The sequence below is a fragment of the Telluria sp. RB2R28 genome, from assembly GCF_059685835.1.
The window spans coordinates 1,172,046-1,193,317 of sequence record NZ_JCASIK010000001.1; the positions used below are offsets into that span (position 1 = coordinate 1,172,046).

Annotated in this window: 22 protein-coding genes; 10 read left to right on the forward strand and 12 right to left on the reverse strand. The window is 65.4% G+C overall.

The features are described from left to right. Positions 1 to 34: 34 nt before the first annotated feature. Positions 35 to 1,597: an alpha,alpha-trehalose-phosphate synthase (UDP-forming) gene (locus AC56LV_RS05205; RefSeq protein ID WP_499556340.1), complete on the forward strand. Its 1,563-nt coding sequence runs from the start codon at positions 35 to 37 to the stop codon at positions 1,595 to 1,597. Between the two features lie 28 nt (positions 1,598 to 1,625). Here the strand turns inward: AC56LV_RS05205 and AC56LV_RS05210 are convergent, their stop codons facing one another. Genes AC56LV_RS05210 through AC56LV_RS05225 form a run of 4 tightly spaced genes read right to left on the reverse strand, consistent with a single transcriptional unit; the run spans position 1,626 to position 4,720 of the window. Then, on the reverse strand, positions 1,626 to 2,339 hold the full coding sequence (locus tag AC56LV_RS05210) for a glycosyltransferase family 2 protein (RefSeq protein WP_499556341.1): 714 nt from the start codon (positions 2,337 to 2,339) through the stop codon (positions 1,626 to 1,628). Further along, a complete protein-coding gene (locus tag AC56LV_RS05215) occupies positions 2,336 to 2,941 on the reverse strand; it encodes a class I SAM-dependent DNA methyltransferase (protein ID WP_499556342.1) in 606 nt (201 codons plus the stop codon). The genes AC56LV_RS05210 and AC56LV_RS05215 overlap by 4 nt, the downstream gene beginning before the upstream one ends. After that, the gene (locus tag AC56LV_RS05220) at positions 2,934 to 3,707 is read right to left on the reverse strand and encodes a PIG-L deacetylase family protein (protein ID WP_499556343.1); all 774 of its coding nucleotides are present in this window, start codon (positions 3,705 to 3,707) and stop codon (positions 2,934 to 2,936) included. Before AC56LV_RS05220 ends, AC56LV_RS05215 begins: the two co-directional genes overlap by 8 nt. Further along, a complete protein-coding gene (locus AC56LV_RS05225; RefSeq protein WP_499556344.1) occupies positions 3,695 to 4,720 on the reverse strand; it encodes an acyl-CoA dehydrogenase family protein in 1,026 nt (341 codons plus the stop codon). Before AC56LV_RS05225 ends, AC56LV_RS05220 begins: the two co-directional genes overlap by 13 nt. 184 nt (positions 4,721 to 4,904) lie before the next feature. On the opposite strand from AC56LV_RS05225, the gene AC56LV_RS05230 reads away from it, so the two are divergent. Next, positions 4,905 to 5,363 (forward strand): DUF2721 domain-containing protein, encoded by a 459-nt coding sequence (locus tag AC56LV_RS05230; protein ID WP_499556345.1) that lies wholly within the window; start codon positions 4,905 to 4,907, stop codon positions 5,361 to 5,363. Between the two features lie 130 nt (positions 5,364 to 5,493). On the opposite strand, the gene AC56LV_RS05235 is transcribed toward AC56LV_RS05230, so the two are convergent. Beyond that, complete coding sequence (locus AC56LV_RS05235; RefSeq protein WP_499556346.1) at positions 5,494 to 5,874, reverse strand: translational machinery protein; 381 nt, start codon at positions 5,872 to 5,874, stop codon at positions 5,494 to 5,496. A gap of 180 nt (positions 5,875 to 6,054) precedes the next feature. Between AC56LV_RS05235 and AC56LV_RS05240 the strand changes: the two genes are divergently transcribed. Then, on the forward strand, positions 6,055 to 6,468 hold the full coding sequence (locus AC56LV_RS05240; protein ID WP_499502225.1) for an Rrf2 family transcriptional regulator: 414 nt from the start codon (positions 6,055 to 6,057) through the stop codon (positions 6,466 to 6,468). Here the strand turns inward: AC56LV_RS05240 and AC56LV_RS05245 are convergent. Then, positions 6,446 to 7,390: a LysR family transcriptional regulator gene (locus AC56LV_RS05245; RefSeq protein ID WP_499556347.1), complete on the reverse strand. Its 945-nt coding sequence runs from the start codon at positions 7,388 to 7,390 to the stop codon at positions 6,446 to 6,448. The two genes, AC56LV_RS05240 and AC56LV_RS05245, sit on opposite strands and share 23 nt — an antisense overlap. Before the next feature lie 116 nt (positions 7,391 to 7,506). Here AC56LV_RS05245 and AC56LV_RS05250 point away from each other — a divergent pair, with 116 nt between their 5' ends. After that, a complete protein-coding gene (locus AC56LV_RS05250; RefSeq protein ID WP_499556348.1) occupies positions 7,507 to 8,757 on the forward strand; it encodes an SGNH/GDSL hydrolase family protein in 1,251 nt (416 codons plus the stop codon). 10 nt (positions 8,758 to 8,767) lie between these two features. Here the strand turns inward: AC56LV_RS05250 and AC56LV_RS05255 are convergent, their stop codons facing one another. Continuing rightward, a complete protein-coding gene (locus AC56LV_RS05255; RefSeq protein WP_499556349.1) occupies positions 8,768 to 9,778 on the reverse strand; it encodes a tyrosine-type recombinase/integrase in 1,011 nt (336 codons plus the stop codon). 479 nt (positions 9,779 to 10,257) lie between these two features. Here AC56LV_RS05255 and AC56LV_RS05260 point away from each other — a divergent pair, with 479 nt between their 5' ends. Both AC56LV_RS05260 and AC56LV_RS05265 read left to right on the forward strand, forming a co-directional pair. Beyond that, positions 10,258 to 10,845, forward strand: a complete 588-nt coding sequence (locus AC56LV_RS05260; RefSeq protein WP_499556350.1) for a TMEM175 family protein — start codon at positions 10,258 to 10,260, stop codon at positions 10,843 to 10,845. Between the two features lie 10 nt (positions 10,846 to 10,855). Further along, positions 10,856 to 11,014, forward strand: a complete 159-nt coding sequence (locus AC56LV_RS05265) for a hypothetical protein (RefSeq protein ID WP_499556351.1) — start codon at positions 10,856 to 10,858, stop codon at positions 11,012 to 11,014. Here AC56LV_RS05265 and AC56LV_RS05270 read toward each other — a convergent pair. After that, positions 11,004 to 11,966 (reverse strand): alpha/beta fold hydrolase, encoded by a 963-nt coding sequence (locus AC56LV_RS05270; RefSeq protein WP_499556352.1) that lies wholly within the window; start codon positions 11,964 to 11,966, stop codon positions 11,004 to 11,006. The two genes, AC56LV_RS05265 and AC56LV_RS05270, sit on opposite strands and share 11 nt — an antisense overlap. 206 nt (positions 11,967 to 12,172) lie before the next feature. On the opposite strand from AC56LV_RS05270, the gene AC56LV_RS05275 reads away from it, so the two are divergent. Beyond that, positions 12,173 to 12,643, forward strand: coding sequence for a DoxX family protein (locus AC56LV_RS05275; protein WP_499556353.1), 471 nt, complete (start codon positions 12,173 to 12,175; stop codon positions 12,641 to 12,643). On the opposite strand, the gene AC56LV_RS05280 is transcribed toward AC56LV_RS05275, so the two are convergent. The 4 genes from AC56LV_RS05280 to AC56LV_RS05295 all read right to left on the reverse strand — a co-directional run bounded on the left by AC56LV_RS05280 (position 12,603) and on the right by AC56LV_RS05295 (position 19,191). Beyond that, the gene (locus AC56LV_RS05280) at positions 12,603 to 15,551 is read right to left on the reverse strand and encodes a sensor histidine kinase (protein WP_499556354.1); all 2,949 of its coding nucleotides are present in this window, start codon (positions 15,549 to 15,551) and stop codon (positions 12,603 to 12,605) included. The genes AC56LV_RS05275 and AC56LV_RS05280 overlap by 41 nt on opposite strands. A gap of 220 nt (positions 15,552 to 15,771) precedes the next feature. Beyond that, positions 15,772 to 16,593, reverse strand: a complete 822-nt coding sequence (locus AC56LV_RS05285; RefSeq protein ID WP_499556782.1) for an alpha/beta fold hydrolase — start codon at positions 16,591 to 16,593, stop codon at positions 15,772 to 15,774. A gap of 72 nt (positions 16,594 to 16,665) precedes the next feature. Further along, the gene (locus AC56LV_RS05290; RefSeq protein WP_499556355.1) at positions 16,666 to 18,537 is read right to left on the reverse strand and encodes an amidohydrolase; all 1,872 of its coding nucleotides are present in this window, start codon (positions 18,535 to 18,537) and stop codon (positions 16,666 to 16,668) included. A gap of 27 nt (positions 18,538 to 18,564) precedes the next feature. After that, positions 18,565 to 19,191, reverse strand: coding sequence for a response regulator (locus tag AC56LV_RS05295; protein WP_499556356.1), 627 nt, complete (start codon positions 19,189 to 19,191; stop codon positions 18,565 to 18,567). 208 nt (positions 19,192 to 19,399) lie between these two features. Here AC56LV_RS05295 and AC56LV_RS05300 point away from each other — a divergent pair, with 208 nt between their 5' ends. The 3 genes from AC56LV_RS05300 to AC56LV_RS05310 all read left to right on the forward strand — a co-directional run bounded on the left by AC56LV_RS05300 (position 19,400) and on the right by AC56LV_RS05310 (position 21,271). Next, positions 19,400 to 20,104: a YoaK family protein gene (locus AC56LV_RS05300; RefSeq protein ID WP_499556357.1), complete on the forward strand. Its 705-nt coding sequence runs from the start codon at positions 19,400 to 19,402 to the stop codon at positions 20,102 to 20,104. Between the two features lie 107 nt (positions 20,105 to 20,211). Further along, on the forward strand, positions 20,212 to 20,898 hold the full coding sequence (locus tag AC56LV_RS05305) for a hydrolase (protein WP_499502244.1): 687 nt from the start codon (positions 20,212 to 20,214) through the stop codon (positions 20,896 to 20,898). Positions 20,899 to 20,974: 76 nt separating this feature from the next. Further along, the gene (locus tag AC56LV_RS05310; protein ID WP_499556358.1) at positions 20,975 to 21,271 is read left to right on the forward strand and encodes a XapX domain-containing protein; all 297 of its coding nucleotides are present in this window, start codon (positions 20,975 to 20,977) and stop codon (positions 21,269 to 21,271) included. Position 21,272: the final 1 nt, after the last annotated feature.

Sequence of the window (21,272 nt, forward strand, 5' to 3'; positions counted from 1 at the left end):
GACAGCTCGATACCACTCCGCCCCCACGACGAGGATGCGCAGCAATCCGGCGCCTCTACCCCTTCCAACCTTTCCGGGCGAGCGCCGCAAGATTGCGCGCCCTACAGCCTTGCTGCCCGAGGACGTGCGCGACAGCGCTGACCTGGCCCGGCTGATCGAACAACTTGGCTGCGGCGACGACCTCATTGTCGTGTCCAACCGCGCACCGTGCGTGCATTCGCAGACGGATGACGGCGTGAATGCCCAGCGGCCCGCCGGCGGCCTGGTGACGGCGCTCGAAGCCGTCCTGTCCAAAGAGGGCGGATGCTGGATCGCCCATGGCAGCGGCACAGCCGACCGCGCCACGGTCGATGCCAACGACCACGTCCTGCCCGAGCATCTGAACGCGCCGTACCGGCTGCGCCGCCTGTGGCTCAGCGATGCCGAAGTGGCCGGCTACTACGACGGCCTGGCCAACGAGGCGCTCTGGCCCCTGTGCCACCGCACCGGCGTCGCACCGACGTTCCGGTTTGACGACTGGTCGCATTACGTGGCCGTCAACCGCCGCTTCGCTGACGCCGTGATTGCCGAAGCCACGAGCGAGCGGCCGGTGGTGCTGGTGCAGGACTACCACCTGGCGCTGGTGCCGCAGATGGTGCGCGAGCAGCTGCCGGACGCCGTCATCATCCTGTTCTGGCACATTCCGTTCCCGACGCCCCAGGTGCTGGCCACGTTCCCATGGGCGCAGCAGATGATGGCAGGCTTGCTTGCCAGCACCGTGATGGGCCTGCAAACGCCGGCCGATCTGACCAACTTCAGCCTGGCGCGTGCTGCCATCCCTGGCGCCCAGGGCCGCGGCGCGGCGCATGCCGGCGCCTATCCGATTTCGATCGCGTGGCCGGCCAGGAATGACGTTGCCACGCCCGGCGTGCGTGACGCGGTGGGCAGCCAGTTCGGCATCGCGCCTTGCGTGCGATTGCTGGTCGGTGTCGATCGCATGGACTACACGAAAGGCCTGAGCGAGCGCCTGCAGGCCTTCGAGTTGCTGCTCGAGCGCCGGCCCGACTTGCGCGGGCAGGTAACGCTGCTGCAGATCGGCGCGCCATGCCGCTCGGCGCTGGCCGCGTACCAGACGATCACGCGCGACGTGGTCGCGCTCACGCAGCGCATCAATGCACGCTTTGGCAAGGATGACTGGCAGCCGGTCGTACTGCATGCAAAAAGCGCGGATGCGGCCACCGTCACCGCCTGCTATCGCGCGGCCGACGTGTGCCTCGTCACGAGCTTGCATGACGGGATGAATCTGGTGGCAAAGGAATTCGTGGCGGCCCGTACCGACCTGCGCGGCGCACTGGTGCTCAGCAGCCAGGCCGGCGCTGCCGCTGAACTGCATCAGGCCCTGATTGTCGATCCGCGCGATATCGCCGGCATGGCCCGCGCCATTGAGCGCGCGCTGGACATGCCGCTCGACGAGCAGACCCGGCGCCTGCGCGCGATGCGCGGCGTCGTCAGTCAATACACGGTGTTCCGCTGGGCTGCGCAGTTGCTGGTGGATGGCATGCGCATCGAGGCGAGCCGCCGGATCACGCGTAGCCCGGCACACGCTTATTTGCGTTGAGCGGGTAGAAGCACCGCCCTGGCGACGCTCAGGTTGTCGGCAGGGCGGTTTCCATCTCGCACGTTACGGCCAGCAGCGTATCGCCAAAGCCCCCGCGCGCCCGCGCATCGAGCCTGGCGCTGGTGAACACGCGCGGCAGCGCGCTCCACGCGAAGCGGGCGCCCGACAGTTCCAGCGCCCGTACCAGCAGCACGTCTTCATGGCAGGCCACTGCCGCAAAGCCCCCGGCCGCCTGGTAGGCCTGCGCGCACACGCCCAGGTTCGCCCCGTGAATGTGACGGTGATCTTCGCGGTCATGGTAGGTGCGGGCGAAATGCTCGCGCAGCAGTTGCGCCTTGTCCGCGTGGGGCGACCAGTCGTCGACTGCCACCGAACCACAGACGACATCGGCGCCCAGCGTGACCTGCACGGCCAGCCATTGTGGCGAGACGCGCGTATCGGCATCGGTGAATGCCAGCCAGCGCGCCTCGGCCGCGATCAGGTGCAGGGCGCCGGCAGCACGCGCGCTGCCGACCTGGCGCGCCGCAATTTCCAGGGCGTCGAGCCGGCAACCGGCCAGCGCGAATGCCGTCTGCCATTCGCGCACGACAGCGGCCGTGCCATCGTCGCAGGCGTCGAGCACGACGCACACCATGACCGGTTCGCCGGCCAGTTGCGGATGCGTTGCTGCCTGCAGGACGGCTTGCAGGCAGGCGCCCAGGCATGCTTCTTCGTTGTGGGCGGGGATGGCGACGCCGATCATGCGCGTTCTCCCTGCAGCGGCGCCACCGGGCGCCAGACGTCGAGCACGAACGCTTCGTCTCGATGGTGCAGCGCGCGGCGCAGGCCCGGCAGCGCGTCAGCAATCGCGTGCGCCGTCGCCGTCGGCGTGATGCGGTCGTCGAAGTCGTGCAGATAGTGGCACAGCACCAGTTCGCCGTCCGGCGCCAGGTTCGCTGCAGAGCCCGCCAGCATCGAGGCGATCGCATCTTCGTCGAAGTAATACAGCAGTTCGCTGAGCACGATCAGGTCGAAGGTGTCGTCCAGCGGCCAGTCGGCCGGCAGGCGGCGTGTTTCAAAGTGAATGCCCCGCGCGGCGGCGTCAGGGACGCGGCGCCGTGCGGCATCCAGCGCACTGGCGGCGCCGTCACAGGCCAGCAAGCGGTCGCAACGTGCGGCCAGCGCCACGCTCATTTCACCGTTGCCGCAGCCCGGCTCGAACGCGCTGCGGTAGCGTGGCTTGCCGAGACTGGCGAGCAGGATCGCGCGTTTGCGTTGTTCATACCAGGCGCCGCGCACGTCCCACGGATCGTCCGATTGGGCGTACAGGGTTTCGAAATGGGCCAGGGGTTGTGTGTCACGCATGGTCTGGGAAGTAAATTTCAAAAGGGTGCAGGACGCGTTCCATGGCAAACGCGGGCAGGATGGGCGCTGCGCCGCTGCTGGCGTCGCCCTCGATCTGGCTGTGGAAGCACCCGAGGGCGGCGCGCTTGCGCGTCAGCGCGTCGGCTGGCACCGGCAGTTTGCGCGCCTGCGCCAGGGGCATGGCATCGTCGCCCGGCGCGCTCCAGTGCCAGCCCCAGACCGGTGCCTGCAGCACGCGGGCGCCGCGCTGGCGGGCAACGGCGCTGCACGCCAGCGCTGTCGATTCGTGGTCGGGGTGGCCGTCGAAGCGCCAGGTGGTGATGACGATGTCGCCCGGCGCGATGATCGCGGCCAGCTGGCGCTCGAGTTCAGGCGCGGCGGCCGTCACGCCGCCATCCGGGATATGCAGGCGCAGCACATGGTCGGCGTCGATGCCCAGGTGGGCCAGGGCGGCATTGGTTTCGTCGGTTCGCGCCTGGCGCAGGCGCTCCGGCGACCACGTAGGCGAGCCCGGATGGCTGGCTTCACCATCGGTGACGGCCACGATCAGCGGCGCGTCACCCCGCGCGGCGACCAGTTGCAGCAAGGCGCCGCAGGTCAGGATTTCGTCGTCGGGGTGGGGCGCGACCACGACGACGCGCGCGCCGGGCGGTACCAACGCATCGAGCGTGGTTGGCTCGACCGCGGCGAGAGCAGCGTCGCGCGCCCAGTCGGCCGCTGCCGGGCCCGTGCCGCTAATGTGCCGTGAGCGGTTTACAAGGTCCATGGCGCATTTTCCAAGGCGGCGACCAGCTTGCCGACAGCTTCCTGATCGCGCTCCGCGTGGCTCTGGCGCATGAAAACGGGCAGGTCCGCATACAGCTGCGCGAGCGCGGCATCCTTGCACAGCGGGCCGGCGCCCAGTGCGCGGCCCACGGCATGCAAGACCGCGTTGGCCGTCGCTTCGACGCTCAGGCGTACTGTCATCGCGGTGCGCATGGCGTTGGCGTGTGGTGCGCTGTCGATGGCTGCCGCGGCCTCGCGGATCAGCGCGGCGCAGCCTTGCAGTGCTACTGTAACTTCGCCGAGTTGGGCCAGGCGATGGGGGTCGCTGCGTTCGGCCAGCCGTTCCCGCAGCGCATCGGCCAGACGCGTTGCGGCGCCGAACCAGCATGCAGCCACGCCTGCGCCGCCTTGCCAGAAGCCGGCGCGTTCAACATAGAAGCCCGGGCCTGCCAGCGGCGTGGCGACGACATCGTCAAACCAGACGTCGACACTGGCCGTGGCGCGCATGCCGACTGCGTTCCAGCCGTCGTTGGTGACGCGCACGCCAGGCTGGCGCAGGTCGACCGCCGCCAGCATCGGGGCGCCGTCGTCATCCCAGCAACTGACCACCGCATGTGTGACGCCATGGGCACCCGAGCACCAGGCCTTGCGGCCGCGCAGAATATGTTGGTTATCGATGGACAGCAGGGCCAGGCGTGCATCCGGTGGCTCCGCGCACCAGGTTCCCCACGTAGCTTGCTGGGTGTCGGCCAGTGCGTGCGCCTGGGCTTCGTGCAGGATGGCCACCGCATCGGTATGCCCTTCGAACACCTTCGCCAGGGGCAGGTCATGCGCGCCAACGGCGGCGAGTGCCTGCCAGCGGGCCAGCGTTGCACCATGGCCGGGTAACGGGAGGCGTGCATGGCCATCGCGCACGAGTTCGCTCAGCGCCTCGGTCGGGGACGGCCCAACGAGGCTGGCGAGCGCGCTGCACAGCGGGGTAAGTGGAGGTGTGACTGAAGCGGCAATCTGCATGACATCGACGTGTTTTTATTGCAACGATTCGATGCTAGCAGGCGTTGATACATTCCGCCTGTACGCCATTTCACACAGGAAAGGAGTATGCAAGATGGGCGGGTCATTCGTTATCCGGCACTCGTGCTTTACGTAATGATGCTGCTACACTCCCGCCATCTTCCCCTCCACGGACAGCGTTGCAATGAACTTCGAGCTCGGCGATATCGGTCAGGTCATCCAGTTGGCGATCGCGCCCGTGTTCCTGCTTGCTGGTGTCAGCATCTTGCTGATCGTGCTGACCAACCGGCTTGGACGCATCATCGACCAGATGCGCTTGTTGGAAGATCGCGCCATCAAGTGCGTTGATGCCGAGTGTGTGGCTGCGCTGAGCAATCTGCACCGCCGTTCCAGCCTGATCAATATCGCCATTGCCGCCGGCACGCTGTGCGGCCTGCTGATCTGCCTGGTGATCGCGATGCTGTTTCTCGGCGACGCCACCGGTCTGCCGCTCGTCCATCTGATCGCTGCCAGTTTCATTGGCGCGATGCTGGCCCTGACGACCAGCTTCATCAGTCTGATGCGCGAGGTATCGATGTCGTACCGCCTGATGCGTGAGCAGCAGCTAATGGCGATGGCCATGTGCGCGGGGCGTGCTCCCTGACTGTCAAGCGGTACGGGCACCCGAATTGATACTGCTGAAGTTGCGGTTTATGCCCTGGCGTTAAAAAACCCGCTTTGCCGTGACGGCAAGCGGGTTAGTCGTGCGCTGGCGCTGAACAGCCGTCAGCGAATTACTGCATGCCGCCGCTGCTGATGAAATGCTCGCGTGCGTAGGCCAGCAGCTGGGCTTCCGATGGATGATCCACGGTTTCCACTGCCTTGATCTTGTCGGCGATTGCCGGCATCTTGCTCGTCAGGTAGGTGACGAACGCGGTCTTTTCTTCGGCCGGGCCCACGACCAGGATCTGCTCGCTGTCGGTCAGCGCATTGGCGATGTCCTTGTAGAACAGCGTGTTGTCGTCGCCATTGACATGGTTGTCGCCGTGCTTCTGGTGAGGATGCGGATGCGTCGAATGGGTTTTCATCGATTCGGATTCCGACGCATTCTTGTCGAAGTGGATGACTTGGGCTTTGGTGTGGTCGAGCCAGACGACGGCGTTATTCAGGGACATGGTTGCTTTCGTTATGTAGTGTGATTCGAGGATAGCGCATGTGCCGTGATGACTGGGTGCGCTACCACACGCAGGGCCCATCACAGCGCGCTAAACTGAAACTCCACGAATTGCATTCAGGTGGCGACGATATCGATACTCCTGAAGTTTCGGTATCATGGCGTCAGGAGGATACCAACGATGAGAGCAGATTTCAGACTGGCGCGCATGCTGCACGTCCTGAGCCATATTCACGGCCGCACGAACACCACGAGTTCCGAGGAGCTCGCTGTCATGCTTAATACCAATCCCGTGCTCGTCCGCCGGATGATGGGTGGACTGCGCGCCGCAGGGTATGTGACGTCGACGTCCGGGCGTAACGGTGGCTGGGTATTGGCGGTCGATCCCGATGCGATTACGGTGCTCGATGTGTACCAGGCGCTGGAAGAACCGGTGATCTTCGCAATCGGCGCGAATGTCGATCATCCGGGCTGCCCGCAGGAACAGGCCATCAATGGGGCGCTCGAAGTGGCAATGGCCCAGGCGGCTGGCACGCTGCTGCGTGAATTCGGGCAGGTGCGCCTGTCGGCCTTCATCGCGCCTGCGGCGACGTGAAGAGGGCATTCGTCTGATCGCTTGCCGCTGGCTCTGGCACCACTACATGAAAACCGCCCAACTGCCTGAATTGCTCCACCGCGAAATCGATGAAGGTTTTCACGCGCAGCGGCTGATAGTGGCGTGACGGCGTCAGCACGTACAAGTCCTGACTGCGGGCCATCCAGCCTGGCAATACCTGAACCAGTGTTCCGGTCGTTAACAGATCGTGGATCAGCCAGTCGGGGCAAATGGCGATGCCGCTTTTCATCACGAGCGCTTCGCGGATCGCCAGCGCATTATTGACGCGGTACCGGCTGCGCACGGGGACCTGGATCGCTTGACCGCCGCGATGCAGATCGATCGTGGAGCCGGGTGTCCACGCAAAACGCACGAAGTCGTGGCCGTCCAGGTCGGCGGGATGCCGTGGGACGCCGCGTTGCTGCAGATACGCAGGCGAGGCCGCTAGAAAGCGCGGGATCGTCGCCAGGTGGCGGCCGGTGACGTCGGGCGGTAGCGGTCCGCCGAGCCGGAAAGCGATATCGACCCCTTCGGCGACCATATCGATGTAGCGGTCGTCCAGTACCAGTTCGATCTCCACCGCCGGATGCGCCGCCAGAAAGCGCCCGACGATCGCATTGATCCGCAACTGCCCCAGGCCGACGGGCGCATTGATGCGCAGAAGACCCGAGACGTGGCCGGCCATCCCCTGGACCGTGCCCACGGCAGCATCGAAGCCGTCGAGCACCAGTTTGGCATCGAGATAGAATTGCCGCCCCTGGTCGGTTGGCGACAAGCCCCTTGTGCTGCGCTGGAATAGCCGCACAGACAGGTGCTGTTCGAGCTGGGCCAGCAACTTGCTGACCGTCGGCTGCGTCGTCCCGAGTTCACGCGCTGCTGCCGAGAGGCTGCCCAGCTCCAGCGTTCGCACGAAGGTGCGCATGGCCCGGAGAGTATCCATCGAGATATTCTTGAATGGAATGAGTGATGTTCGATTTTACCATCTTCCTGCACAGTATCGAATGACCTATCGTGGGCTCTTTATTGCTGAGGATACCCATGCGCTACTACCTACACAACGCCGCGATCTGCGCCGCAATAACCCTTGCAGGCAACGCGCTGGCGGAGGACGCACGTACGCATTGGGTGACGTCCTGGTACGCAGCACCTCAACCTGGCTGGGACAGCCAATTCGTCCTGCCGATGAACGTGCCTGCCGTTTTGAAGGATCAGACAGTGCGCGAATACGTTCGCATCAGTACCGGCGGCGATCGCATCAAGCTGGTGTTCTCGAATCGCTATGGTAAAGCGCCCCTTGCAATCGGCGCGGCCAGCGTGATGATGCGCAAGGTGACGTTTGCAGGCGCGCGGCAGGTGACGATCGCAGCTGGTGCGACGGTCACGAGCGACCCGGTTGCGTTATCGGTCGCGCCGCTGTCGCAGCTGGAGGTCACGACCTATGTGCCACGGCGTACCCCGGTCACCGGGTTTCACTGGGGTGCCTCGCAGAGTTTCAGCATCGTTGCCGGCAATGCGAGCCGGGCGGCCGATTTCTCGAACGCGGCGCGGGTGGAAGGGCGCTTGTTTCTCAGTGCCGTGCTGGTGGGCGCATTGCCGAATGGCCGCGCGGTGGTGGCGCTGGGCGACTCCATCACCGATGGCAACGGATCCACGCCGGATGCGGATCGGCGCTGGCCCGATTTCCTCGCGCGCCGGCTTGCGCCGCACGGCATCGCTGTGGCCAATGCCGGCATTTCCGGCGCGCGGCTGCTGAAAGATGGCATGGGCGAGCGCGCGCTGGCGCGATTCGGGCAGAATGTGCTGAGCCAACCCGGGGTGTCGGACGTGATTGTCCTGTTGGGGATCAACGATATCGGCTGGCCTGGCAGTCCATTTGCGCCGACTGAACCTATGGTGGCGCTGGATGAATTGACGGCGGGCTTTCGCCAGCTCGCGGCCACCGCGCATGCCAGAAACATCCGGATCACGGTGGGGACGCTGCCGCCATTCGAGGGGGCGCTGGAGGGAACACCGTTTGCCGGGCATTACAACCCGCAGAAAGAGGCATTGCGCCTGCGGCTGAATGACTGGATCCGGGGCGCTGGCATCTTCGACGGCGTGGTCGACTTCGACGCGGTGCTGCGCGATCCGGCGCGACCGCAGCGCATGCGTGCTGAATTTGATTCGGGCGACCATCTGCACCCGGGCGATGCAGGGTATCGGAAGATGGCCGATGCCATCGATATCGGCGCCATCGTTGCGCGCGATCCGCGCGCTCGTCGCGACGCTGCTTCGGCCCGGATTCAGTGAGCTGGTCTGATCATTCCTTGTCGTCGTTGTTTGCGCCCGGGTCCGGCTTGACGCGCGTGAGCTTGTAGTCGGCCGCAGAGCGCTCGAGCGCCAGGCCGAGCACATCCTTGAGGTCGTCAGGACTCGCGCCGTTGTCGAGTTGCTGCTTGGCGAACGTGTTGCGCAGCGTGCGGCCGCCGGAGCGCGCCAGATCCATCCCGGCGCGCTCGAACGTGGCGCGCATCTGCACGTAGACGGTCTTTCTTGTCATCCTGGCGCCGGCTGCATTGGCCGGAAAGACGAACTGGCCAGGGATGGCCAGCGTCTCGCGCTCGGCGAGCCACGGCAGCAGCTCATCGGCGCCGTCGCGGGGGAGGGTGATCGTGTGTTCGTGGCTGGTGTCATGCTTTTCGTCGGGCGTGATGGTCAGCACGATCGAGCCGTCGAGCGCCTGCTGGCGGCCGATCTCGGACATCAGCAAGCCGATCGCTTCCGATACGCGCAAACCGGCCAGGGCGATGACGACCTGCATGGCGCGATCCCGCCGGCGCTTCCAGCCCTCGAACGGGGTACTGGTACGGCGCTGTGGCGCCTCTGCCGGCAAGGCCGCGAAGAAGCGCACCAACTGCTCGTCGGACAATGTGCGGCCGGCGTCATCGCGCGTCATGTGGGCACGATCGATGTGGAGGATGGCGAGCTGCGCCGGGTTGGGGTTGACGTCGAGGTGCTCATAGCAGCGCTCAAGGAGCCGCAGGTAACGGTAGGCGATCTTGCTGTTGAGGACAAGCTTTCCCTTGACGGTGCGGCCGATGAAACGGGCGAGGTCGGCGTGGGTGACCGTGGAGAAGGTGAGGCCTTGCTCAAGCATCCAGCCCGCCACGTTGGCGAACATGAAGTTGTAGATCTTAGCCGATGCCGCAGACGGAATGCGCAACGTGCCATCGGCGGGAAGGCGGCGGCCGGTTTCGGCAAAGGCTGCGGTAGCGACGAATTCCCGGAATGCTTTGATGGGATCACGGTCCCATGAAGTTGGTGTGGACATGGACGATAGGATCAGGTTGGGATGCACCAGACTACCATAAAAAGGTAACTAACCAACATAGAAATCACACCAAGCCTATATATCAACATTTTCGACTACCTCAAAGACAACAACCCAACAACCAGCCACCAGAGGGAAGGTTCGATTGTGCCTCGACCGGCTGGGGAAGTCCGCAACCCCGAAGATCGACTCGATCCGTTTCTGAACAGCCAGGTCTGGTCAGACAAGCTGAACCGGAACTCCAGCAATTGCGAAAAAATTTTGTTGCGCTACCCTTGACGCAGGTACGGTGCACCCCGGTGCAGATACCCATAGCTTTTGCACCGGAAAAGGCGGCATTCGTGTTCGTTGTCGGAGGATCCTTCCTCCAACAATCAGCAGGGCGCTAAAAGGAACTGAGAATCGGACGCGGCCCGGCGGCGAGCGCCACTATCCCTTGATAGGGGATAGCGTGCCGTCTTGCGCGCTAAGGTGGCGGCATGGACAAGAACCGCACCGAGGCATTCAGCGACGGCGTCATCGCCATCATCATCACCATCATGGTACTTGAGCTGCATGCGCCCGCATCCAGCAGTCTGGCCGCCGTAGCCGATGCCGGGCCGGCGCTCGCGCGCTACCTGCTCAGCTTTGTATACGTCGGTATCTACTGGGTCAACCACCATGCCCTGCTGGACCGGGTGCGGCGCATCGATGCGCCGGCCCTGTGGGCCAACCTGCACCTGCTGTTCTGGATGTCGCTGATTCCCTACGTGACGGCGTGGGCCGGCCAGCACCCGATGGATCCGGTACCGGTGGCACTGTACGGCGTCATTCTGATGAACTGCGCGCTGGCCTTCACGCTGTTGTCGTGGTGCCTGCAGCGCGGTAGCGGCGCCGCAGGCACCGCCTGGACCAGCCGCAAGAACCGCTTCTCGGTGCTGATGTACGCATTGGCCGTCCTGCTGTCGCTGTGGTCCACGCTGGCCGGTGCCCTGGTCCATATGCTGCTCGCACTCATCTGGGTACGGCCGGACGTTCGCCAGCCGTCCACGGAAGCGGCAGACAGGGCAGAGACCCGAAACAGATGAGGAGAACGCCGTGCTCGACCACGTGGAAACACAGGTCACTGCCTGGGTCGAATGGCTGCGGCTGCTGGTAGAGGCGCCCGGCGCGCTCGTAATCGGCGCCGGGATACTGGTCGCACCAGCCCCCGTCAGGGGAGCCGGCGCAGCGTGCCTGAGGCGCGTCAAGCCTTGATGAAGGCCAGCAGGTCCTCGTTGAGGCGGTGCTTGTGGGTGGTTGGCAGGCCGTGCGGCGCGCCTTCGTAGACCAGCAGGGTGGCGTTCTTCACCAGCTTCGCCGCCGCCTTGCCAGAGGCGTCGATCGGTACGATCTGGTCGTCCGAACCATGCACGATCAGGGTTGGCACGTCGATCTTCTTCAGGTCGGCGGTAAAGTCGGTCTCTGAAAATTGCTTGATGCAGTCATAGGCATTCTTCAGGCCACACTGCATGCCCTGCGCCCAGAACGTGTCGCGCACGCCCTGCGAGATTTTTGCGCCCGGACGGTTGTAGCCATAGAAGGGCAGCGTCAGGTCCATGAAGAACTGCGAGCGGTCTTCCACCACTGCCTTGCGGATGCCGTCGAACACGTCCATCGGCAGGCCGCCGGTGTTCGTGGCCGACTTGACCATCTGCGGCGGCACCGCGCCCACAAGCACTGCCTTGGCCACGCGTTGATTGCCATGGCGACCGATATAGTGTGCCACTTCGCCGCCGCCGGTCGAATGGCCGACCAGCACCGCGTTCTTGAGGTCGAGGTGCCGGATCAGTGCCCCCAGGTCGTCCGCGTAATGGTCCATGTCGTTGCCGTTCCACGGCTGGCTCGACAGACCGTGGCCGCGGCGGTCGTGCGCGATCACGCGGTAGCCCCGCGATGCCAGGAAAAACATCTGGTCTTCCCAGGCATCGCCCTGCAACGGCCACCCATGGCTGAACACGACCGGCTGGCCGCTGCCCCAGTCCTTGTAATGGATGACAGTGCCGTCCTCGACGGTCAGGTAGTTGCCGGCGCGCCCGCCCGGCATGGAGGGACGTTGTGGCCTGGTCGCAGCGGCGGCGTTGCCGGCCACCGCAAGGCCGGCGCCGATGGCGCCGGACGCAGCGCCCGCAAGGAGGCTACGGCGCGACAGGGTAGCTTGGTTCGACATGATGGATCCTTTCAGGTTGGACAAAAGCCTGTGCTCGCAAGCCCAGGGCTGGCTCCAGTCTAAAGAAGCGGGCCTTGCCTGAACCCGGCCAGAAGGCCAGGCCACCCGGACTGGCCGAACGATACGGGCCGTCCCGCAGTCCGGTCGCTACCATCCTGCTGCATACCCGGACCCTGCGGGCTCACCACATTAATTCAGGAAATCACATGCATACGCTTATTCCGGCAGCAACCCGGCAGCATGCGGCAGCGCAGACGCGCGGCGACATCATCCGATGGTGCTGCCTCTTGCTGCTGTGTTCGGCCTATCTGCAGGGCGGGCTGCAGAAGGCGCTCGACTTCCCCGCTGCGGTGGCCGAAATGCGCCATTTTGGACTATCGCCCGCTGCGCCCCTTGCGCTGGCGACCATCGCCGGCGAGCTGCTCGCGTCGATTCTGGTCCTGTCCGGCAGGATGCGCTGGGCAGGCGCCGTCTACCTGGCGGCGTTCACCCTGGCGGCGAACCTGGTCGCCAACCGCTTCTGGGACATGTCGGGCATGGCGCGCACGATGGCGCAGAACGGCTTTTGCGAGCACCTCGGCCTGGCGGGCGCTTTCCTGCTCGTGGCCTGGAACGACTGGACGCGTGACGACCGGTTCAGCCGGCATAGGCCCGCACGCCGGGCACCGTCAGCCTGATGACCGTGCCTGCGCCGCTGCCCGATTCGAGTTCCAGGATGCCGCTGATGCGATCGGCACGCTCGCGCATGCCGACCAGGCCCCAGCGGCCGTCGGCGGCGCCCTTGTGCAACACCGCTGCGTCGATGCCCTGTCCATCGTCGGTAACGGTCAGTACCAGACGCTCGTGCTGATACTCCAGGTTCGCATCGACGTGGGAAGCGGCCGCGTGGACACAGGCGTTGTGCAGCGCTTCGCGGGCGATGGCGGCCACCTCTGCACCGATTCCGACAGCACGGCGGCGCCGAAGGCCGCTGGTGCGCAGGCCGATAGCGATGTCCGGATGCGCCACCCGCAACTGGGCAATGCTGTCCTCAAGCAGGTCCTCGGGCTGTTCGCTGCCGACTGAACGCAGCTCTTGCAGCTGTTCGCGCCCCTCGCCGAGCGCCCGCCGGGCATGGCCGAGCACCTGTTCGATCTCGCCGCGCGCGCGTGCGTCCCTGGGCAAGCCCGCGGCGATCGCATCCACACGAAACACCAGGCTCTGGACCGTCTGCAGGAAGGTATCGTGCAAGGTACGTGCAATGCGTTCGCGCTCGGCCATCTTCACGTGCATGCGCTCGGCCACGCGCCGAGTCAGATAACGTACACGGTAGCGATAGGCCAGGAACAGCAGGGCAGCTATCAGCGCCATGCCGAACAGTTTGAACCACGTTGTCTGCCACATTGTCGGTTCGACCGTAAAGCGCAGCACCGCCTGTGTCGCGCTGCGCACGCCGTCTTCGTTGATGGCGTGCAGGCGGAATACATAATTTCCCGGCTTCACATTGGTATACGACGTCGTGCGGCGCGTGCCGGCGTCTTGCCACCCCGAATCGATCCCTTCCAACAGATACTCGAAACGCACACGCTCCGGCATGCGCAGCGAGGGCGCGGTGAAGTCGACGCGCAAACGTTCGGTACCCGCTGGCAGAATCGCCGCGTTCCAGCCGGGCGATCCGGGGGTGAATACGACCTTGTCGCTCGACAGGGACAAGATCAATGGTTTCGGCGCAACGTGGTTACGCTTCAGGTTCGCGCTGTCGACGCGCATCACGCCCCCGGTCGCCACCAGCCAGAGCGTGCGGCCGTCCACGGTCCATGCGCTGCGCCAGCGACTTTCGATGACGGCGCGGCCCGGATAGCCGTCCAGGGCATTGAAGACTTCGTAATTCAGCGGCAGATCGGGATTGTCGATGCTGCGCTTCCAGTCCTTTGCTGTCACATGGACCAGTCCAGCGGCGCCGTTCAGCCAGCGGTCACCGTCGGCCGTGACGACAAAGCCCGAGACATTGCGCAGGACACTCGCGTCAGGAGCGTGCAGCATGCGCAAGGCGCCGCCCTGTACGACACCGGTGCCGTTGTCGCCACTGAGCACGAGGTCCGTTTCCGGAAAGATCGCCGCAGTCATGCCGAGGGCACGGATATCGATGGGCGGGCGGGTGGCATCGGTCGCGAGGTCGTAATGGAATAGCTCGCCGTTTCCGGTAGCCAGCCACATCTGCCCAGGCCCGGCCAGGGCCGACTGATAAATCTTGGCCGGCAGGCTGAAGTTCCTGCCAGGCTGCCATTTCCCATCTCGCCAGCCGATCAATCCGATATCGGCTGCTGCTGTCCACAAGACCTTGCCGTCGTCCAGGATACCGAACAACCGCCGGTCCATCGGCTTCCCGTCGGCCCCTGGGGGCAGTGGTATCTCCGCCGCACCTTCCGCATGATGACGCCAGATGCTGCGTTTTCCGCCCACCAGCAAGGCGCCGGCAGGGTCCCGGCCCAGTACCGTGACCGGATGCCGGGGCTCCACCGGCACTGCGCGCTCGGGCAGCAACTGCCACATCTTGCCCGTCACTGCATTCGCGGCCCACATCCGTCCAGCGCCATCGGCCACCGTGCTGTAGACAACGCCTTCTCCTTCCAGTTCGGTGGGAACCATCCGCTTCGGGCGAAACCGGTCGATCCCGCCTTCAGACGTGACCCAGGTCGCGCCTTCGCGATCCACCAGGATCGAGGTCAGGGTCTTCCCTGACATCTGGATCGTCGCGTCGGCTGGCGCGCCGGCCGGCCGCGCGACCTTGTATCCGGGAGCGGTATGGCGAGCTGCGCCTGGCACCACGCACGGCGGCCCGGGACAGTCGAGCGTCCAAAGGGCGCCGTCGTCGGAGAACTGGCCTGTGCCGAGCGCCTCCGGGGAACGCGGGACAGTGCGACGGCCGGGCGAGGCGCCGGCCGGCAGCGACTGCATCTCGCCTTCGCCGGAGATCAGCCACAGCCTGCCGTCGGGCGCGCGCAGCAGGTCGCCCCCCTTGTCCAGAATGCGCGCGAAGCGGCGGGTCTGCCGGTCGAGCCGCCAGATACTGTGATCCCTGCTGATCCAGAGCTGGCCTTGCCCGTCCAGGAGGAAGCCACGCACGTCGAGTGCATCCCAGTCCTCACCCGCTTGAACGGCCAGCCAGCGGTCTCCTTCGAGGCGATACACGCCCTTGCTGACCATCCAGACGCTGCCATCGGCATCGGCCGACAGGACGTCGATCATGGCGCCCGGGTCCGGCGCTGGGGGCAAGTCCTGCAAACGGCCATCGGGATGCAGCACGGACATGCCTTCGGCAGCCCGGCCCATATACAACTCGCCGCGGCTGCCAGCGTGCAGATAGCGGATCATGTTGCGGTTCAGGCCCAGGCCGGGCGGAAGTGGATAGCGTGAGAACTGCACACCGTCGAACCGGTACAAACCGTCCATGGTGCCGAGCCAGAGCCAGCCGTCGGAGGTCTGCGCCATTGCGCGGATCGCCTGCGGCGCGCCTTCCTCGGCGGTCCAGCGCGTGTGGTGGTAGTTGCGCAGGTTCGGCGCTGGCGACAGCGTGTCGACCGCCCCAACGGCCGGCGCAAGCATGGCGATCGCCAGCAGGGGGAGGGCGCGCAGCCATGCGCCGGGTGAAATGAGTGCGCTTGTGACCACTTTGCCTTGAGCTTGTCTGTCCTGAGGTGAGTGCGATACTAATTGAAGAGAGACGAAAGTGCCAGTGGCAAGTAAGGACGGCGCGACGCCAGCGGCCGACACCCGATGTGCTGGACGCTCAGCACTCCCGCCTCAGGCGGGAGTGCCAGGCGCATCAGCTGCGCAGGAAAGCCAGCAGTTCGGCGTTAAGCTGGTCCTTGTGGGTCACCGGCAGCGCGTGACCTGCGCCCTCGTACACCGACAGGCGGCCCTGCGGCAGCAGTTCGACGGCACGGCGCGCGGTGCTGGCCAGCGGCACGATCTGGTCGTCGTCGCCGTGCACCACCAGTGTCGGCATCGTCATTTTCTTCAGGTCTTCCGTGAAATCGGTCTCGGAGAACTGCTTGATGCAGCCGTAGGCGCTCTTCAGGCTGCACTGCAGCCCCTGGATCAGGAAGGTCTGCAGCTGGCCGTCGGAGGTTTTGGCACCGGGGCGGTTAAAGCCGAAGAATGGCACCGCCAGATCAAGGAAGTACTGAGCACGGTCGGTCATGACGCCGTCCCGGATGCCGTCGAACACCGACATCGGCACGCCGTCCGGATTGGCAGGCGAGATCATCATCTGGGGCGTGACCGCGCCCACCAGCACTGCCTTGGCGACGCGGTTGGTACCATGGCGTCCGATGTAGCGCGCCACTTCGCCGCCGCCGGTCGAGTGCCCGACCAGGGTGGCGCCGGTGATGTCCAGCGTTTCGAGAAGTGCCGCCAGGTCGTCGGCGTAGGTGTTCATGTCGTTGCCGTGCCAGGCCTTGCTCGAGCGCCCATGGCCGCGGCGGTCATGCGCGATCACCCGGTAGCCGTGCTCGGCCAGGAACATCATCTGGTTTTCCCAGGCGTCGCCGTTCAGCGGCCAGCCGTGGCTGAACACCACCGGGGTGCCGTGGCCCCAGTCGGTGAAGTAGATGATGGTGCCGTCGTGGGTGGTCACGGTGTTGATGGTGTGGCTCATGGTGTTTCCTTTCAGGGAGGCGGCGCGATGCCCGCGGCGCCGGGTTGGCGGTAAAAAAACTCAGAAGGCGAAGCAGCTGCAGCCGAAGGCGCCCCAGAATCCGGCAAAGTCCGACACCGGCACGTGCGACCTGCGCGCCCGGTCGTGGGCGTGACCATGTACGCCGCAGGCACCCCGGCACTGATGGGGCAGGGCGGCGGCCGGTGTCGCTTTCCGGTGGTGGCCCGGCACGGTGTTCACGGGCGACCAGTCGGGCAGCACGGGAATCGGCGGTGGCGCGATCGAACTGAATTCAGCCTGGCCGTAGACGATCTTGCCGCCGACCACGGTCAGCACCGACTCGATGTCCTTGATCGATTCTTCCTCCGCGCGGAAGAAGTCGCTGGACAGCACCGCCAGGTCGGCCAGCATGCCTTCGCGGATGCGGCCTTTCTTGCCCGTCTCGCTCGAGAACCATGCGCTGCCGCTGGTCCACAGTTCGAGCGCGGTCTCGCGCGGCAGCCGCTGCGCCGCGTCGTAGAGGCGCAGTCCGCCGACCGTGCGGCCTGATACCAGCCAGTACAGCGCGGTCCAGGGGTTGTAGCTGGCCACGCGGGTCGCGTCGGTACCGGCGCCGACCGGCACGCCGGTCTCCAGCATGCGGGTGATGGGCGGCGTGGCCTTGGCCGCGTCAGCACCGTAGCGCTCGACGAAGAATTCACCCTGGAAGGCCATGCGGTGCTGGATGGCGATGCCGCCGCCCAGGGCCTTGACGCGGTCGATGTTGCGCGGGGTGATGGTCTCGGCGTGGTCGAAGAACCAGGACAAGCCGGCGAAGGGGATGTCGCGGTCGACTTTCTCGAACACATCCAGCATGCGCGAGATCGATTCGTCGTAGGTGGCGTGCAGGCGGAACGGCCAGCGCTGCTGCACCAGGTGGCGCACCACTTTTTCGAGTTCCGCCTCCATGCCGTCGGCCAGGTCCGGGCGCGGCTGCAGAAAATCTTCGAAGTCCGCAGCCGAGAACACCAGCATCTCGCCGGCGCCGTTGTGGCGGTAGAAATCGCTGCCGTCGCCCGGCTTGACCAGCGCGGTCCAGCGTTCGAAGTCGCCCAGCTCCTGGCCCTTGTTCTGGGTGAACAGGTTATAGGCGATGCGCACCGTCAGCTGCTCATCTTTGGCCAGCGCATCGACGACGGCATAATCTTCGGGGTAGTTCTGGAAGCCGCCGCCGGCATCGATCACGCTGGTCACGCCCAGGCGGTTCAGTTCGCGCATGAACTGGCGGGTCGAATTGACCTGCTGCTCGAGCGGCAGGGTCGGGCCTTTGGCCAGGGTGGCGTACAGAATCATCGCGTTCGGGCGCGCGATCAGCATGCCGGTCGGGTTGCCGGCCGCGTCGCGCACGATTTCGCCGCCTGGCGGATTCGGCGTGTCCTTGTCGTAGCCTACCGCGCGCAGGGCGGCGCGGTTGAGCAGGGCGCGGTCGTACAGGTGCAGCACGAACACCGGCGTGTCCGGCGCGGCGCGGTTGATCTCTTCGATGGTCGGCATACGCTTCTCGGAAAACTGGAACTCGTTCCAGCCACCCACCACGCGCACCCACTGGGGATGCGGGGTACGCTCGGCCTGCGCCTTGAGCATGCGCAGCGCATCGGCCAGCGAGGGCACGCCTTCCCAGCGCAGCTCCAGGTTGTAGTTCAGTCCACCGCGGATCAGGTGGATGTGCGAGTCGTTCAGGCCGGGAATCACGGTACGGCCATTGAGGTCGATCACCTGGCTGTCGGGCCGGCGATGACGCATCACCTCGTCGGTATCGCCGACTGCCAGGAATCTGCCGTCCTGAATCGCCACTGCGCTCGCCTGGGGATTCTGGCGGTCGACCGTGTGGAAACAGCCGTTGAACAGGATCAGTGGGGCGCTGTGGGGGGCGGTGCTGGTGGATTGGCTCATGATGGGAACTCTCTGCTCTTGGATGGTCTAAAAGGCTTGCAGCAGGCCGCGTTGCTGCGCCACGGATGCAGCCTCGGTGCGGCACGATACGTTCAGCTTCGACAGGATGTTGTTGACGTGGTATTTCACGGTGCCCACGCCAATGCCCGCGTCGCGTGCGATCAGCTTGTTGCTCTTGCCCGCGCTCAGGTGGGCCAGGATGTCCAGCTCGCGCCGCGACAGCGGGCTGGTGTGGATGCGCAGCGCCAGCTTGTCCGCCAGCAGGGCCGGCAGATAGCGTCGGTGCTCCACGACCTGGCGCACGCAGCGCAGGATTTCCTCGAAGCCGGCCTGCTTGAGCAGGTAGCCGGCCGCCCCCGCCTGCAGTGCGCGGTGCACGTTCTCATCGCCTTCGTAACTGGTGAGCATCACGATCCTTGCATCCGGGTGCATCCTGCGGGTCGCGATGATGGCTTCCAGGCCGCCGCCCGGCATGTTCAGGTCGACCAGCATCACGTCCGGGCGCAGGCGCTCATACAGCGCAACCGCCTCGGCGGCGCTGGTGCCCTGGCCGAGCAGCGCCAGGCCCGGCTCGGATTCGATCAGGCTGGCAAGACCGGCCAGGATGAGGGGGTGGTCGTCGGCGATGACCAGTGATATTGGGGACTTGTCCATGCTGGATGCTCCGCTGTCCGTAGTCTGATGGCCGCATTGTCGGCGTGGCCGCCATGACGGTCTAGCTATACCAATGGATAGGAGGGGCAGGTCGTAAAACTGGCCAAATGGGATGGGCGCGACGTCCCCCGGCTGCCTACGATGTCGGGCAGCGGTGGCCGGTAACGGATCGATTACCGTCCATCCACCACCCAACCTGGAGATTCGCATGAGCGAACCAACACATCACCGCACGCAAGGTTTGGCGCTCGGCTTCCTGGCAGGCTATGTCGACACACTGGGCTTTCTCGCCCTGTTTGGCCTGTTCACCGCCCACGTGACCGGCAACTTCATCATGATCGGCGCCGCGCTGGCCGACCCCGGCCGCGAGATGGTGCTGTTGAAGTTTTTGGCTTTCCCGGCCTTCATCGTCGGCGTCGTCCTGGCGCGCCTGCTGATTGTCGCGGTCGAGCGGCGCGGCGGCGCCGCGCTGCGACCGGCCTTGCTGCTGCAGGTCGTGCTGCTGTCGGGCTTCATGGCCTGCGGCATCGCGGCCACCCCGATCGGCGAGCACGCCGGGTGGCTGGCGATGGCGGCGGGCCTGCTGGGCACCGCAGGGATGGGGGCGCACAGCGCCACCAGCCGTCTGCTGCTGACCCATCTGGCCCCGACTTCCATGATGACCGGGAACGTCACCCAGATCGTGATCGACCTGACAGACGCCGCCCGCGGGGCCAACGATCCGGGCTTGACAAGCAGGTGCGCCAAGTTCATCTGGCCCCTGGCGGCATTCGCCATCGGCTGCGTCGTCGCGGCCTTCGCTTTCCACCGGTTCGGCTTTGCCGCGCTGGTACTCCCCGTCCTGATCCTGCTCGGCCTGATGGCGACGGAAACGCCGGCAATGCCGGTGCAGGAGCGGGCGACCCCACCGTAAGGCAGGTATACCTTTGGATACTGGTTCCACAGCAAGCCGCGTCTTACGATTACCACCATTGCGGCCCACATCACGATGGGCCGCCCGAGCAATCAATGGAGAACATCATGCCCAATCCGAAACTCGAAGTCCTGACCCCGCAAAACTCCCAGCTGATCTTCATCGATCACCAGCCGCAGATGGCCTTCGGCGTGCAGTCGATCGACCGCCAGGTCCTGAAGAACAACGTAGTCGGGCTGGCCAAGGCCGCCAGGGCCTTCAACATCCCGACCATCATCACCACGGTGGAGACCGAGAGCTTCTCCGGCCATACCTACCCGGAGCTGCTCGACGTATTCCCGGGCAAGGAGATTCTCGAACGCTCATCGATGAACTCGTGGGACGACCAGAAGGTGCGCGACGCGCTGGCCAGCAACGGCCGGAAAAAGGTGATTGTTGCCGGCCTGTGGACCGAAGTCTGCAACACCACGTTCGCCCTGTGCGCCATGCTGGAAGGCGAGTACGAAATCTACATGGTGGCCGATGCCTCGGGTGGCACCTCGAAGGACGCCCACGACTTCGCGATGCTGCGCATGGTGCAGGCCGGCGCCGTGCCGGTCACCTGGCAGCAGGTGCTGCTCGAGTGGCAGCGCGACTGGGCGCACCGCGACACGTACAATGACGTGATGGCGATCGTGCGCGAGCATTCCGGCGCCTACGGCATGGGCGTGGATTACGCCTACACGATGGTGCACAAGGCGCCGCAGCGCATCACCGGCAGCCACGAAACGCTGGCACCGGTGCCCGCCAAATAATCCGTCAGCGCGGCAATACGGCAGGGCCGGCACGGTGGCGCCGTGCCGCCTTGCCGTTATTTTTTGGGAGGACCCCATGAAAATCTATGTCGTCGCGTTGGCGGCCGGCCTGCTGGTCGGCCTGATCTACGCGCTGCTGCAGGTGCGCTCGCCAGCGCCGCCGGTTGTTGCCCTGGTCGGCCTGCTCGGCATGCTGATCGGCGAGCAGTCGGTTCCGCTGGTCAAGCGCATGCTCGCCAGGGAACCGATCACGGCGAGCTGGCTGCGCACGCATTGCGTGGCCCAGATCACCGGCATTCCAGCCAGCCCCACCGACGCAGGAACGTCCAAGGGTCGCGCTGACGCGCCGACGACAGGCGAGCCACATGCGTGAG